The sequence below is a fragment of the Verrucosispora sp. WMMD1129 genome, assembly GCF_029581255.1.
GTDB classification, from domain to species: domain Bacteria; phylum Actinomycetota; class Actinomycetes; order Mycobacteriales; family Micromonosporaceae; genus Micromonospora; species Micromonospora sediminimaris.
Genome location: NZ_CP120741.1, coordinates 5,955,828 through 5,970,522, shown reverse-complemented (window position 1 = coordinate 5,970,522; position 14,695 = coordinate 5,955,828). Strand labels below are relative to the sequence as shown.

At 71.0% G+C, this 14,695-nt stretch carries 12 protein-coding genes; 1 reads left to right on the top strand and 11 read right to left on the bottom strand.

What is annotated here, in order from left to right:
• Positions 1–5: 5 nt before the first annotated feature.
• From O7624_RS27740 to O7624_RS27690, 11 genes are read right to left on the bottom strand one after another with little or no spacing between them, the layout of a single operon-like run.
• Positions 6–233 (bottom strand): acetyl xylan esterase, encoded by a 228-nt coding sequence (locus O7624_RS27740; RefSeq protein WP_093408987.1) that lies wholly within the window; start codon positions 231–233, stop codon positions 6–8.
• Positions 226–777, bottom strand: a complete 552-nt coding sequence (locus tag O7624_RS27735) for a holo-ACP synthase (RefSeq protein WP_282237918.1) — start codon at positions 775–777, stop codon at positions 226–228. The genes O7624_RS27740 and O7624_RS27735 overlap by 8 nt, the downstream gene beginning before the upstream one ends.
• Positions 774–1,772, bottom strand: a complete 999-nt coding sequence (locus tag O7624_RS27730) for a nitronate monooxygenase (RefSeq protein WP_282237917.1) — start codon at positions 1,770–1,772, stop codon at positions 774–776. Before O7624_RS27730 ends, O7624_RS27735 begins: the two co-directional genes overlap by 4 nt.
• Complete coding sequence (locus tag O7624_RS27725; RefSeq protein WP_282237916.1) at positions 1,765–2,622, bottom strand: aminoacyl--tRNA ligase-related protein; 858 nt, start codon at positions 2,620–2,622, stop codon at positions 1,765–1,767. The genes O7624_RS27730 and O7624_RS27725 overlap by 8 nt, the downstream gene beginning before the upstream one ends.
• Positions 2,619–3,494: a diiron oxygenase gene (locus O7624_RS27720; RefSeq protein WP_282237915.1), complete on the bottom strand. Its 876-nt coding sequence runs from the start codon at positions 3,492–3,494 to the stop codon at positions 2,619–2,621. Before O7624_RS27720 ends, O7624_RS27725 begins: the two co-directional genes overlap by 4 nt.
• The gene (locus O7624_RS27715) at positions 3,491–4,978 is read right to left on the bottom strand and encodes a condensation domain-containing protein (RefSeq protein ID WP_282237914.1); all 1,488 of its coding nucleotides are present in this window, start codon (positions 4,976–4,978) and stop codon (positions 3,491–3,493) included. The genes O7624_RS27720 and O7624_RS27715 overlap by 4 nt, the downstream gene beginning before the upstream one ends.
• Positions 4,975–6,765, bottom strand: a complete 1,791-nt coding sequence (locus tag O7624_RS27710) for an ABC transporter ATP-binding protein (RefSeq protein WP_282237913.1) — start codon at positions 6,763–6,765, stop codon at positions 4,975–4,977. The genes O7624_RS27715 and O7624_RS27710 overlap by 4 nt, the downstream gene beginning before the upstream one ends.
• Positions 6,762–8,645 (bottom strand): ABC transporter ATP-binding protein, encoded by a 1,884-nt coding sequence (locus O7624_RS27705; protein ID WP_282237912.1) that lies wholly within the window; start codon positions 8,643–8,645, stop codon positions 6,762–6,764. Before O7624_RS27705 ends, O7624_RS27710 begins: the two co-directional genes overlap by 4 nt.
• 20 nt (positions 8,646–8,665) lie before the next feature.
• On the bottom strand, positions 8,666–9,709 hold the full coding sequence (locus tag O7624_RS27700) for a methyltransferase (RefSeq protein ID WP_282237911.1): 1,044 nt from the start codon (positions 9,707–9,709) through the stop codon (positions 8,666–8,668).
• A 2-nt stretch (positions 9,710–9,711) separates the two neighbouring features.
• Complete coding sequence (locus tag O7624_RS27695) at positions 9,712–10,695, bottom strand: methyltransferase (RefSeq protein ID WP_282237910.1); 984 nt, start codon at positions 10,693–10,695, stop codon at positions 9,712–9,714.
• Positions 10,696–10,728: 33 nt separating this feature from the next.
• Complete coding sequence (locus tag O7624_RS27690) at positions 10,729–12,636, bottom strand: KedN5 family methylcobalamin-dependent radical SAM C-methyltransferase (RefSeq protein ID WP_282237909.1); 1,908 nt, start codon at positions 12,634–12,636, stop codon at positions 10,729–10,731.
• Positions 12,637–13,492: 856 nt separating this feature from the next.
• Here O7624_RS27690 and O7624_RS27685 point away from each other — a divergent pair.
• Positions 13,493–14,692, top strand: a complete 1,200-nt coding sequence (locus tag O7624_RS27685; RefSeq protein ID WP_282237908.1) for an aminotransferase class III-fold pyridoxal phosphate-dependent enzyme — start codon at positions 13,493–13,495, stop codon at positions 14,690–14,692.
• Positions 14,693–14,695: the final 3 nt, after the last annotated feature.

Sequence of the window (14,695 nt, the reverse complement as noted above, 5' to 3'; positions counted from 1 at the left end):
GGGCCTCATTCAGCCGGCAGGAACCGCTTGCGGATCCGGCCCAGTGTCCGGAAGTCATCGACGCTCAACTGCTGCAGGTCGATCGGACTGCCGGAGACCTCCTCCAGGAGGTAGACGAAGTCCAGGAAGTCCAGCGAATCGATCAAGCGGGCCTCGATGAGGTCGTCGTCCTCGCCGATGTCGCCGGTCAGCGACGGGTTCCTGCTCCGGATCCACTCGCGGATCTCATCCATGTGGGTACTCCTCGAAGTCGGGGTCAGCGGACCCGGCCACCGCGATCGCCGCGGCCCAGCCGTCCTGATGGGTGATGCTCACCGCGACCGAACGCACGCCGCGGTGCTCGGCGTGCCGCCCGGCCCGGCCGGACAACCGCACGACCGGAGCGCCGTGCGGCAGCCGCAGGACCTCGATGTCGTGCCAGGCCACAAGGTCGTCCGGGCGCAACGCCTTGACGACCGCCTCCTTGGCGGCGACCCGGCCGGCCGCCCGTTCGGGCAGATCACCGCGGACGAGTCGCAACTGCTCCAGTTCCGCCCCGGTGAACATGTCGGCCAGCCAGCGGTCGCCGTGGCGGTCGATCGCGCGGCGGACCCGATCGACCGCGACCAGGTCGAGACCGACCTCCGGCGCATCACCGACCAGCCGGCGCAGTGCCTCGACAGGCCCACACCCCGGTCCGCGACCGTCGAGATCCCGGCCCGGCAGATCCCAGCGCCCCGGACCTCGGCCCGCCAGGTCCCGACCGTCCGGTGCGCCCGGCGGCACCGTGCGGGTCACAGCGCACTTCCGACCCGCGCGACGGATTCGCCGGTGGCCGGCAGGCCCGTCAGACGCGACACGATCTCCGCGGCCGGCTCCACCGCCGTCACCCACCGGGCGCCGGTACCCGCATAGCGGGCCATCTCGGCGATCCCGCCCTGCGTCTCGACGGTCGGCACGGCGGCGGACCCGCGCGGCACCGGCAACCGCCGGCCGGTAACCGTGGTCCAGGCGACGAAGCGGCCGGCCGGCGGTTGCGCCGCCTGCGTGACGGCCGAACGCAGCACCCGGTGCCGACGACCCGGCCAGCCGATCGCGAAACGGTCGGTGACGGTGGTGGCGTCCTCGCCGGCCGCCACGATGGCGGCCTGGTAGTCCGGATGCGCGGCCGCCTCCGCCGCGACCACGAACGCCGTGCCGCACAGGCAGCCACCCGCGCCGGCCCGCAGGTGCTCCGCGACCTGGTCGGCGCGTTGGATACCACCGGCGGCCAGCACCGGCACCGACACGCCGCGGTCCAGCACCTCGGCCAGCAGATCCGCCACCGGCCGGTCCCCCAGATGGTGTCCGCCGGCCTCGACGCCCTGCACGGCGAGCACGTCGGCGCCGTCCGCCGCCGCCCGCTGAGCGTCGGCGGCCGACCCGACCTGAACCAGAACGGTGTGCCCCGCGTCGTGCGCCCGGGGTACCAGCCACGACGGCGGCAGGCCGTACACGTTGATCACCAGTCTTCGGTCGGCGGCGTCCAGCACCGCGGCGACCTGCGCGGGCAGCGTCGCCCCGGCAACCTCCGGGATGACGTTGACGCCGAAGGTGGCCGCGGTGTTCTCCGCCGTGCGGCGGACCAACTCGGCGGCGGTCGACGCGTCGACGCGGTACAGCGCCACCGTCCCCAACGCGCCGGCTTCGGCCACCGCCGCGGCCAGGGCGGGGCCGGCCACCCCGCCCATGCCGGCCTGCACCAGGGGCAGCCGGACGCCGAGCACACCGGTGGTGACCGGGACGTCAGCCACTGGCCCGCTCCGCGACCGCCAGCGCGGCGCGCACCGACCCGTGCGCGCACACCATCGCGTGAATCCAGCGTTCGACACCGAACGCGGTGCACGAGCTGTACGCGTTGTCGGCACCGAGCCGGATGTCGAGCCGCTCACCGAAGAAGTTGCGATGCCGGTTCACCGAGGCGATGGCGGTGCCGTCCACGGTGACGAACTCGTGCTTGACCGGGTCCAGCATGGCCAGCCGGGCCCGGGAACCGGTCCGGTCGTAGAACGGATCGTTGGCCGCCTCCACCGTCACCGGCACGCCGAGCCGGTTGGCGAGGTCGAGGATCATCTCGCGGGAGACGTTCAGGTGCCCGGCGGCACCGTCCTGGTCCCCCACGAACAGGATCTCCCGCATGTGGAAGCCCCAGAGCCGGCGCAGGCCCTCGAACCGCTCCTCGTTGCGGAAACATCGGCCGGTCGCGGACAGCCGTACGGGGGCGTCGAGGCGGACGCCCGTCATGGCGGTGAGCAACCCGTAGCAGGTCGCGGAGGGCAGGAGGTAGCCGGTCGGCACGGTGTCCAGCGCGGTGGGGTCGGCGCCGGCGGCGGCCTCGGCGGTCGCCTCGGGTGTCAGGCGGGCGGCCAGCACGCCCAGGTGCGGAAAGTTACGGAAGTAGTCGAGTCGGACGAGGTCCGCCGCCGGCAGCAGCGGCGGCCCGACCACGGGCGCCGCGCCGAACCGCTCCGCGACCCCGACGAAGAGCCCGTCGAGAAGGTGGAAGAGGCGAGCCTGGTCGGGGTCGAGCACGATCAGCCCGGGGCCCGGGTCGCGCAGCGCCGGCACGGCGCCGAGATGAGCTTCGGTCGGGCCCGCGGTCATGCCAGCACCCCGATCCGTCGGTAGAAGCTGTACGCGCGCCCGGCGAAGGCTTCGTGCACCGCTCGGCGTCCCGGGTCGGCCAACAGCCGCTGCCGGAACGCGGCGGGCCGGTCGATCCCCGCGTCCCGGTAGGCGTCCACACTGTACATCTGGTGCAGAGAGGATTCGATGTACCGGGCCACGTACCGGCGGGCCTGCTCCACCTCGGCCGGATCGCAGGTGGCCCGCAACCGGTCGAACAGCACCCGGACGAGGTGGCAGCCGAACGCGATGTGCCGTGACTCGTCCTGGTGGTGCACCCGGTTGATGGCCCGGATCGTCTCCGGCAGGGTGGCGTCGGCCGCCATCCGGCTGTTGAAGTAGTCGACGATGATCTCGAAGATGAGGATCCGGCTGAAGACGATGAAGTGGTCGACGACCGGGCTGGCCGGCTCCCGGGGAAACGCCATCGTCCGGTCCGGATAGATCTTCCCGCCGTAGCGCAGGCAGAACTCGGCGAAAAACCACATGTGCTCGTTCTCCTCACCGAGGAAGTGATGGAAGAACGGGGTGGGGATCTCGAATCCGGGCGTGTGTATCCGCGCCACGACCTCGGTCATCAGATCCCGGATCCCGTGCACGTTGAGGCTGTAGAAGTGGATGCTCTCCCACTTGGACAGCGCCAGTCGCTGCGCCGACGACAGTTCGGCGGCCGCCTCGGTGCCGTGCACGGTCATCAGGTCGGCACTCATCCACGGAATGCTCTCGTCGATGTGATCCGGCCACTCGAACGTCTGGTAGGGGTTGTAGTAGTTCTCCTCGGCGGTGTGGGTGAGGCGGTCCACCGCGGTCCGCATCTCGTCGTCCCAGGTCAGTTCGGTCACAGCGGTCATACGGCGCCTCCGGGGGTAGAAGACCTCTGCACGATCTCGGGCGTGTCCTGCGATGCTGCGGCGGGCGCGTCGAGGTGTACCCAGTCCGGACCGCTACGGGTCCAGCCGGGCCCGCGCCGAACCACGGCGAGCCCGGCGACCGCGGCGAGGTCGGAGATCCGCAGATCGTCGGACTCCACGGCGGTGACCAGGATCTCCTCGACCGCGCGGAGCAGGGCGAACGCCGTCTCGCGAGCCAGGTAGGCGGTGTCCGCGAGCAGGTACAGCTGGCCGGTGTCGGGGGCCGCGCCGGTGGCGAAGAACGCCTTGGCGTCCACCTTGGCGTGCGAGCCCACCACGAAGGTGCGGGTCCGTGAGCTGAGGCCGCGTAGGCCGTCGGGCGCGGCCGGCAGCCGGGGCCAGACTCCGGAGGCTCGGATGTCGTTGAAGTACGCGGACAGGTCCATCGGGGCGCCCCGCACGAGGCCGGCCTGTTCCCGCAACTGGCGAACGGCCGCCGGATCGTAATGCCCGTACCGGTACGCCGCCATCGCCTGCATGTGGCCCCGCCGCACCGTCTCGGCGAAGGAGCCCGCGTCCAGATCCAGCAGCAGCAGGCCGTCCTGGGCCGCCGGGCCGACCATGGTGCGGAACCGCCGGTCGTGCCGGTTGGCGACGATGAGCTGAAGCGCGACGCGGTCGTGCCCGGTGTGCACCCCGAGTAGGACGCCACAGGCCACGGTCAGCACGCTGGCGGTGCTCACTCCCCACCGGTGCGCGAGCTCCGTGGCGGCCACCGCCAGGGCCGGCGACTCCATGCCGACCCGCACGAACCGTAGCGTCTCCGGTTCCCGTGGCGGGAAGTCGAACAGTGTCCGTGGCGCCTGCGCCAGCGTCCGGGCCCAGTACTCCACCGACTCGGCACCCCGACCGGCACCGGCGCCGTCGCGTTCGAACGCCACCCGGTCCAGCGGCTGCGTCGGCACGTCACCCGGGTCCGCGCCGGCGACCAGGGCGGCCCAGTCGTCGGTGAGCACCCGGATCGACCAGGCGTCCACGGCCAGGTGCGACAGGGCCAGCGCCAGCTGGGTGGCCACACCGTCGCGGCGCACCACCGCGCAGCGGAACGGCAGCTCCTCGGCGTACCGGAAGGCGCGGGCCGCGAGGTCGGCGGCGACCCGCTGCGCCACCTGCGCGTCGTCGTCCCCGGCCTCGTGCACGTCGACGCAGAGCTCGCCGGCCGCCACAACGGTCTGTCGGGCACCGTCCGGAGTGTCCGCGATCGTGGTACGCAGCGCCTCGTGCCGCTCCACCAGCCGGCGCAACGCGGCACCGACCCGGTCCAGGTCGGGGCCGCCGACGATCGGCAGCACGTACGGGATGTTGAAGTACGGGTCGTCCTCGTCGAGCCAGCGTACGGTCCGCCAGATCGACTCCTGCCCCCAGCTCAGCGCCGCCTCGGCGGTACGGGTGCCGGCGAACGGCACGATAATCGACGCCGTCACGTGGACACCCGCGCCTGCATGCCGAACAGCTCCGCGTACAGACCGCCGCGCGCCATCAGCTCGGCGTGGCTGCCACTCTCGGCCACCCGGCCACCGTCCAGCACGACGATCAGGTCCGCCATGCGCACGGTGGAGAACCGGTGCGACACGAAGAGCGTGACGCCACCGTTGACGGCGCCCACCCGCCCGGCGGAGTCCCGGTAGCGTTCGAAGATGGCGTGTTCGGCGGCCGCGTCCAGGGCCGCCGCCGGTTCGTCGAGCACCAGCAACAGCGGTCGGTCGCGCATCATCGTCCGAGCCAGCCCGAGCCGTTGCCACTGACCGCCGGAAAGCTCCGCGCCGTCGCCGTACCCCTTTCCGAGCAGCCCGTCCAGACCACCCGGCACCGCGGCCACCGCGCCGCCGGCCTCGGCCCGGTCGACGGCGTCGGCGACCGCGTCGCGGTCCTCGACGCGCGCCACGTCACCGAGCCCGACACTCTCCCGCACCAGCAGTTCGAAGCGCGCGAAGTCCTGGAACAGCGGGGCCACCCGCTTGCGCCACTCGTCGTCCGGCACGTCAGCCAGGTCGCCGTGGTCCAGCAGGATCCGCCCGGAAACCGGCTGGTACAGCCCGCAGAGGAGCTTGACCAGCGTGCTCTTGCCGGCGCCGTTCTCACCGACGATGGCAACCGAACCCCCGGCCGGCAACCGCAGGTTGATGTCGCGGAGCACGAGACGGTCGGTTCCCGGGTAGTGGAAACTGACGTTCTCCAGCACGATGCCGTCGTTCAGACGCTCCGGCACCCCGCCGGACGACTCGGTGCCCACGGTGGTCGCCGCGCCGGTCGACCGGCGCAGCCGGGTCAGCCGGGCCACGGTCCGGCCGACCCCCTGCAACAGCGCGAGCAGGTTGAGAGCGCTGGCCACCTGCACCGCCACCTGCACCGCCAGGGTGATCACCAGGACCACGTCGCCCACGTCGGCGCGCCCGTCGCGTACCTGAGAGATGATCAGCACCACTGCGCCGCCGTACGCCAGCGCGAACACCGACTGGCCGGCGGAGCGCAGCGTCGCCGCCCGGCGGTGCGCCCGCCACAACAGTCGGGTCGACGCCGACCAGGCCCTTTCGTGCCGGCGCAGCAGTTCCTGCTCGCCGTGGAACAGGCGGATCTCCTTGATCGCGGCCGGAGTGGTGGCCAGTTCCAGCAGGTGCCGTGCCTGCCGGGTGGTTTCGGCGGCGTTCTCCTTGGCCGCGTCGATGGTCGCCTGGGCCCGCTTACCGATGAACACCGGCGCAAGAGCCGCGACGGGCAGCAGGAGCAGCCACGGATTCAGCATCGCCAGCACGACGGTCGTGACGAGAACCTGGAGCAGCAGGCCGCCGAGTTGCAGCACCGCCTCCAGCGCGACCCGGGTGCGGACCAGCTCCTCCTGCACCATCGTCACGCCGTCGGCGAACTCCGGGTCGTCCACCCGTTCCAGCCCGTGGCCCGCGTTGACGTGGCGCAACAGCTCCTCGTTGAGGGCCACCTCGGCCAGTTCGCCGACCTCGAAGTACGACAGGTGCGCGAAGTGGCCCAACATCAGCTCGAAGGTGAGCAGCACCGCGACGACAAGCGCGGCGATGGTGGCCGCCGAGACGTCGCCGCTCAGCGCGGCGTTTGTGAGATCCCGCAGGCCCAGCGCGATGAACGGGGTCGCGGCGTAGCCCAGGAGCATCAACACGCCCGACCGGATGAGCCGGCCACGGTCCAGGCGGGCCGCCAGGCCCAGCATGAAACGGGCGGTACGCAACAGCCCTATCATGCGGTCACCTCCACGAGCGGCTCGTCGTCGCCGGAGAAGCGCCGCGCCTGGAGACGGAACAGCTCGGCGTACTGGCCGCCGGCCGCCATCAGCTCGTCGTGGCTGCCCTGCTCGGTGACCCGTCCGCCGTCCAGGACGATGATCTGGTCGGCGCGTCGTACGGTCGAGAACCGGTGCGAGATGATCACTGTGGTGAGTCCGCGGGTCAGTTCGAGGAACCGGTCGTAGAACTCGACCTCCGCGCGGACGTCGAGTTGAGCGGTGGGTTCGTCGAGCACCAGGACGGACGCGCCGTGCCGCACCGCGAACAGCGCCCGGGCGAGGGCGATCCGTTGCCACTGGCCACCGGAGAGGTCGGTGCCGCCCGCGTACTGCCGGGACAGGATCGTGTCCAGTCCGTGCGGCAGAGCGTCGATCACGTCCTCGGCGCCCGCCCGGCGGGCGGCGGCCAGCAGACCTTCCCGATCGTCGAGGTGGTCCGCCGCGCCCAGGCCGATGTTCGCCGCCGCGTCCAGCTCGTAGTGCACGTAGTCCTGGAAGATGACGGCGAGCCGTTGTTGCCAGTCCCGCGGTGAGTACTGGCGCAGGTCGACGCCGCCGACCGAGATCGCCCCACCGGTCGGGTCGTAGAGCCGGGCCAGCAGCTTGACCAACGTCGTCTTGCCGGCACCGTTGAGCCCGACGATGGCGGTGCTCCGCCCCGCCGGCAGGGTGCAGGAGACTCCGTCGAGCACCGGGCTGCCCTTCTCGCCGTAGCGGAACGCCACGTCGTCGAAGCGGATCGGGCCGATCGGGCCGGCCGGCACCGGCAGGTCACCGGCGACGCCGGCCCGGCCTTCGGCAGCGGTCCGCTCGAACGTGGTCAGCGCCTGGTACGCCTGCATGCCGTACTGGGTCTGCACGTCCGACTCCGGGAAGAACACCCCGAACCGGATCGGGATCAGCACCCCCTGGATGGCGATACCCAGCTGCGTGAGCGTCAGCGTGCCGCTGCCGGCGGCACCGGCCAGCCAGTACAGCACCGTCGCGCCGCCGACCAGCGCGACGGTGGCGTACGCGAGGAACGGGCGCAGCAGGATCCGCCGCCGGCCGACCCACAGCGGATCCAGGTAGGAACGTGAGTCGTCCCGATGCCGGCGCTGGTACCACTCCAGCAGCCCGAACATCCGCATCTCCTTGGCCACCTTCGTGCTGGTGCCGGAGGAGCGCAGATACATCACCCGCTGCCGGCTCGGCAGCAGACTGACCCAGAGCGCGCCGAAGCGGCCGAGGGAACCACGCTGGCCGTACCGGACGATCAACGCGGTCGCCCCGATCAGCAGCGCAGCGGGTACCGAGAGCACGAACCCGACCAGGATGACCGCACCGGCGAGCTGGCTGTACCGCGCGATCAACGCCAGCGCGCCCGCGACCGCGTCACCCGGCGTGGGCAGCACCCGGTCGTAGCCGCCCCGCGCCTCACCGAGCAGCCCGCTGATGTCGGGTCGCTCCAGCACCGCGATCGGGGCTTCGGCAAGGGCGGCGCGGCCCAGCCGCCCGGCGCAGAAGCCGTCCACCCGCCGGATCACCACCTCGCCCAGAGCCGACTGGAACGGCACCAGCATCTGCTGGAGAACGAAGGCGGCCACCGCGATCGTCAGGCTGAGCACGACGGTGCGCCAGGCGTCCGGAGTCCCACCGGCGACTGCCGGCAGGTCACCGAGCACTTGGCCGGTCCAGATGATGAAGGCCATCGGCAGCACGCCGATCGCCAGGTTGAGCAGGACCGCAGCGATGATCACTGAGGCGCCGGCCCGGGGTAGCAGCCGGAAGATGGCCGACCAGCGTTCCCGGGTCGGCCGCGTCCAACCGCGTACGCGTTCGGTCAGGGTGGGCGACACGGCCGCCACCTTTCTCTCGGTCATCGGCGGGCCCGCCGACCGATGACGGCGGTGCGGTCGGCTGCGGTCGGCCGACAGTCCACGTAGTCGAAGCCGGCCTCGGCGAACATGCCGCGCAGCTCCGCCACGGACCAGCACTTGCCGGGGGTCGAGTGCATGAGCAGCACCGAGTACTCCGCCACCGGCAACGGCCCTGATCGTTCATCGTCGATATGGGTGTCGTGCACCACGAGCCAGCCGCCGGGCGGCAGGGCGGCGGCGGAGTTCGCCAGCAGCCGGCGGACCTCGCCGGCTCCCCAGTCGTGCAGCACGTGCGAGTACAGGTGGGCGTCGTACTCACCGGGCAGGCCGGCGAACATGTCGCCGGCCACGACACCGACCCGGTCCGCGTGGCCGCGCGTGGCCAGCAGGGTGCGGGCGACGTCGTCCACCGGCGGCCGTTCGAAGACATCGACCCGCAGACCAGGCAGTCGCTCCACCAGCGCGGAGCCGTAGATTCCGGAGCCACCGCCCACATCCAGGACCGCGCGTGCGGGCAGGTCCGCGATCGCTTCGGCCAGGGCCGGGCCCAGGTACGCGCCCCGCGCGTCCATCGCGGCGGTGATCGAAGCGGCGAACTCCGGCGACGCCAGCCGATCCGACCACACCTCTTGGCCACCGGCGCCGGCCCACGCCGCAGGGCGTCCGGAACGAAGGACCGCGAGCAGATCCCGGCAGGTGGGCCGCTCCCGCAGCGAGGCGTAGTAGGCCCGCAGGTCGTACGGCGAACCGGCGACCAGGTGGTCCCGGGCAACCCTGGTCGGCACGATCCGGTCGCCGACGCGGACCAGCAGCCCCCGCGCGACGAGGTAGGTGATCGTCACGTCGGCCGCCCGTGGGTCGAGGTGATGCGCCCCGCACACCTGCTCGATCCCGGCCGGGTCGTCGTGCTCGCGCTCGTACCTGTCGAGCCAGGTGAACAGGTCCAGCTCCGCGACGACCACGATGAGCAGGTCGGCGGCGTACACGCCGTCGCGGAGCCGGTACAGCTCGGTGGGATCGGTGACGACCGTCTCGTGGCGCACCGTTACTCCGGCTTGCGTGCGATCAGCACGTGTGACGAGGCCCCGGCGATCGGCTCCACCTGAGGCTCACCGAAGCCGTTGTCAATGATCAGCCGGCTGAGCTCGGCCACGCTGAAGTCCCGTCCGCCCTCCCACAGCACCATCGACGAGACGTTGTGCAGCGCGGAGAACAGGGGCCCGGTGCGGTCCTCGTTGAGCAGGTTGCCGTTGACGATCAGCCGGCCGCCCGGCGCGAGCGCCCGGTGCGCCCGCCGGAGCATTTCGGCGGCGGTCTCCCGCCGCTCGGAGTGCAGCATGTTGGACATGAGCACGGCGGCGAGGCCGGTGCCGTACTCCTCCCGGGTGTAGTCGCGCCCCACCACGCTGACCCGGTCGGCCATCCCGTGTTCGGCGATCACCTTGCTGGCCAGCGGCACCGCGTCCGGCAGTTCCCAGATGACGGAGGTGAGCCCGGGATGCCGCCGGCACAGCGCCATCGAGTACGCGCCGCAGCCCCCGCCGAGATCGACGAGTGCACCCTCCAGCGGGCCCGGTACGCACACGGCCAGTTCCTCGGCGAGCCGGGTGGCGTACCGGAAGAACCCGACCTCCAGGTCGGCGAGGTAGGCCGGGTCCTCGGTCAGCCGAATGTCGTGGCCCAGGGCCGGCCCGCCGTTGCGGACCACGTCGGTCAGCCGCGCCCAGGCCCGGGCCCAGCGGCCCATGGTTCGTACCCACTCGACCAGGCATTCGTCGGTGTCCCCGGTGAGCAGCCGGCGGGACAGCTCGGTGTTGGCGTACACCGCTCCGGTACGGCTCAGCAACCGCAGTGCCACGCCGGCGTCGAGTACCGCCTCGGTGGCTTCCGGGTGCCACCCATGGGCGGCGGCCAGCTCCGCCGCGGTGGCCGGCTGGTCGGCGAGCGCGGTGAAGACGTCCAGCTCGGCGAGGGTGTAGAGCACCTCCGCCTGCCAGGTGCCGACGGTCAGCTGCGTCACGTGCCGCATACCCAGGTCCATATGTCTCTCCGATCGCTCAAGTCATCCGGCTACGTCCTGGACCAGCTGGCCGCCCAGGACGTCGCGCTCTGGCCGGCCGAGGAAGTACGCCGACTGTTCGTGATTCGTGGTGGCCACGAATGCGGCGAAACCCACCTTGTAGTAGAAGGAGGTGACCAGTCGCCGTGGTTCGATCGGCACCGTCTCGCCACGTCCGATCGCCTCCACCAGGCGCGGCACGTCGAACTCGAACTCGACCGGCGCGCCGCGCAGGAAGGCCTCGCCGTCGATGTCGACCAGATCCAACCCGGCCGCTTCCAGGCTGCCCGGCTCGGCACAGGTGGGCTGGGTGACGATGTCGTACCGGAATGCCTCGTCCAGGCACCGGCGGGCCGACTCCGGCACCAGCGGACGAACCGCCTCCTGCCACCACTGGCTGAGCACCGTCTTGGCACGTGGATCGCCGTACATGTAGACCAGCGCCGGACTGACCGCGCCGAACTCGGCGGCGGCGTTGGCGGCCGCCTCCCGCAGCGGCGCCGAGTCGGCGTCGTCCTGACGCTCCAACCAGTCGGCGAAGTTCAGCAGCAACGTGGACTGGCTGAGCCCGGCGTACACCCGGGCCGGCGCCCACACGTGCCGCAGCACCAGGTTCTCCGCCAGCACCCGGGCGTAGAAGATGAACCGGCGAGCCTCGAGATTCTCCCGCAGCGGCATGGTGTGGTGGGCCAGGACGTACTCGAAGTCGTCGGTGTCGCCGCGCACGGTCACGAACCCGTACGCGTCCTTCTTGTCGAAGTACTCGGTGTTCGGCAGCAGGAGCATCGGATAGACGGCGATCCGGGACACGTGTTCGGCGAGGCGGTCGTAGCCACGCAGGAACGACTGCAGGCTCTCCCCCGGGGCGCCCCAGATCAGCTCCGCGTAGCAGTCCAGTTCCTCGGCCTTGAGCCACTCGACGAGGTCGCGCCAGTCGTTGACCTTCATGTTGCGGCGGTTCATCAGCTTGAGGGCGTCGTCGGAGAGGGTCTGCAGGGCCAGGGTGAACGAGCTGCGCATCCCGGCGTTCTTCATGTCCCGGACGATCTGGTAGAAGACCTTCGACTTGTTCTTGGCCCAGGACGTCTCCAGCGTGCGCGGGTACCCGTAACGCTCACGAATCTCCAGCAGATCCGCGACGAACTCCGCGTCGATCGGCAGCATGCCGAAGTTGGCGTCGCAGAGCACCACCGTGTGCACCTTGTGCTGGGCGAGGAACTCCAGCTCGTCGCGGAGACGCTGGCGGGAGAAGGCCCGCACCCGCTGGCCTACCGCACCGCCCCAGTAGCAGAACGAGCACTTGTACGGGCAGCCCCGGTTGGTCTCCATCAGGGCGACGTCGTACCGGAACTCGCCGGCGTCGTCGAGCAGTGGGATGGCCCCGGTCAGCAGGGGCGACGGGATGACGTCCAGGTCCTCCAGGCGCGGCCGGTCCGGCGTGGTCACCACCGCACCGTCCGGATCCTGGAAGGAGATTCCGTCGATGTCGCCCAGCGACCGCGGCGAGCGCCCGTCGAGGTAGGCGGTGACCAGCTCGGTGAAGACGAACTCGCCCTCGCCGTTGACCACCACGTCGACCTCGGGAACCATCGCGAAGGTCCGCTGGGCGCGGTTGGCCACGTGGGTGCCGCCGAAGATCACCCAGCCGTCCGGGCGAAGCTGCTTGAACGTCTCCGCCAGGACCCCGAACTCCCGGTAGTTCCAGCCGAGCACGGAGAACGCCAGGACATCGGGCGCGCCGTCCCGAAATAGATCTTGGGAGAGCGCGGAAAGCTTCATCCCGCCACGGTAATTGCGAATCTCTATCTCGGTCTCCCGCGCAATCCGTTCGTCGGCGAGCGCGGTGGCCTTGAGGTAGCCGGCGGCGAGGGGCATGGATTCCATCGGCGTGTCCCAAACGCCTTGCTGCACGAGCCAAACCTGCCGTTTGGCACTGTCAACGGGCACGCGAACTCCTCATCGGGCACAACTCACAGCCGTTCACCGCGGACCATGCGGCCCAATAGGCACGACGGTCAGAACGGAGTTGGAGAGTGGGTGGCGCTCACCGACACGGAGGCGCGTACACCCGGCCACGAGATCGTCGCGACGCGTTTGCAGCAATCCCCCGTTGTTCGGCACCGGCTGCCTGTTTGCCATCGGCGACCAGCACTTCTGCGCTCACGGGCGAGCGATGGCCGGCCGTGGGCGCGCTCCCATGGTGAGACAGCCCCCTGACGGGTGTCAATGCTGCCGACGTTCTCCGGACCGCCCATACGCCCCCACCTGTGGCTCTGTCAGCATTAGCTGTCCGTATGCTGGAACGGAAACGTCCAGACGGCACTACGCAGTCCGCGCCGACAAACCGCCCGCCAGCGACGCGGCAGCAATCTAGATCTCTCAACGGTGGCGGCGCGCAGACGACCACCACGAGGCGCTCGGCGGAAGGAAGACCGCCGCGGAAATGCGACAGCATTTCGGTTGACCGTGCGTGCCGGGTTGGTCTAGCGTCTGTCGCGTGTTCGGGTGGATCGGGGGAAACACCACGACTTCGCGTTCATAACGGGCGGTCATCTCCTCGCACCGGCCAGGCGCGCAATCCGCGCCGGCGACGGGTGCGGCCCAAGCTCTGCGTCGACCTCAGCCGGCAAAACGTGCCCTGCCCAGCTGCGGACCGTCGGGGTCCAGCCGCTGAGCCGTCCGCCGGTTGCTGCGCTTCAGCGTCGCCGGCATCCACGCGTCGCCGCGTGCACCTGCGTCCCGGGACCTCTCCGAGGAGTTTGAGCCTGTGAGCAACGCCGTACTGGACCGTGAGACCACCTCGTACCTCAGCCGCCTCGACGAAGGCGGCGTCCTACCAGGCCGGTATCTCCTCGTCGACGCCGAGAACGCGACGTTACGGTTGGCCGACCCGGCCGGGCGGATACGGTCCTGCACCGACTTCATGTCCGCGTTCGCCGCGGTCAACTTCGGCCATCGCAATCCGGCCATCGTGGAGGCGCTGCGACGACCGTCGGACCTCGCCGCTCCCTTCCAGACCGCCGACGCCGAACTGATCGCTCGTTGGCTGTGCCGCCGACTCGGTGGCACCGCCGACCGGCGGGTGCTGTTCCAGATCGGCGGCAGTTTCGCGGTCTCCACCGCGTTGGCCCTGGCCCGCCGGCACCGGCCCGGCCGGGTGCTGGGCGTACGCGGCGCCTTCCACGGCCTGGGCGTCGACGCAGCCGCCGTCACCACCGTCCAGCGGGAGTTCTCCCTTCAGGACACCGGATTCGTCGAGCTGCTCAACACAGAGGTCGGGCATCTCACTCCCGGCGAGGTCCCCGAGGACTGGACCGACGTCTCCTGCGTCATCTACGAACCGGTGCAGGGCGCCAACGGTTACGTGCCGCTCGACGTGGACTGGCTGCGCCAGCTCTCCGAGTCGGCCCGCTCCGCCGGGGTGCTGCTGATCGCCGACGAGATCCAGTGCGGCTTCCACCGGCACGGCCCCTTCAGCCCGTCCGCCGCCGCCGGCCTCGACCCGGACGTGGTGTTGTTCAGCAAGTCACTGACCAACGGGATGTACCCGCTCTCCGCCGTGGTCTACAAACAACACCTGGAGCGGGACGCGGCCGCCGTCTACCTCGCGCACACCTTCCAGACCGGGACCATGGGCCCGGCCGCGGCGGTCGCGGTCGCGGCCTACCTCGACAGCAACGACGTCGCCGCGATGGCTGCCACCGTCGAGCGTCCGCTGCGGGATCTGGCCGACCGCCTCACCGCCGCCGGGCTCGCCGACGAGGTGCACGTCACCGGTCCGGCGCTGTCCTTCCGGCCGACCGCACGGACCAGCCGTGCGGTGGTGGCCGCCGCCTTCGAGGCGGGCGTCCTGGTGTTCGCCGGTGGCCGGCACGGCGAACGGATCCGGATCGCACCGCCGCTGACGGTGCCGGCTGATCAACTGCGCGGCGGCGTGGACACGCTGTGGAACGTACTCAACGGATGACCG

Coding starts and splice junctions, on each gene's coding strand:
- O7624_RS27695 (WP_282237910.1), bottom strand. CDS start 10,695: ATGCGGCACGTGACGCAGCTGACCGTCGGCACCTGGCAGGCGGAGGTG.
- O7624_RS27740 (WP_093408987.1), bottom strand. CDS start 233: ATGGATGAGATCCGCGAGTGGATCCGGAGCAGGAACCCGTCGCTGACC.
- O7624_RS27725 (WP_282237916.1), bottom strand. CDS start 2,622: ATGACCGCGGGCCCGACCGAAGCTCATCTCGGCGCCGTGCCGGCGCTG.
- O7624_RS27710 (WP_282237913.1), bottom strand. CDS start 6,765: ATGATAGGGCTGTTGCGTACCGCCCGTTTCATGCTGGGCCTGGCGGCC.
- O7624_RS27720 (WP_282237915.1), bottom strand. CDS start 3,494: ATGACCGCTGTGACCGAACTGACCTGGGACGACGAGATGCGGACCGCG.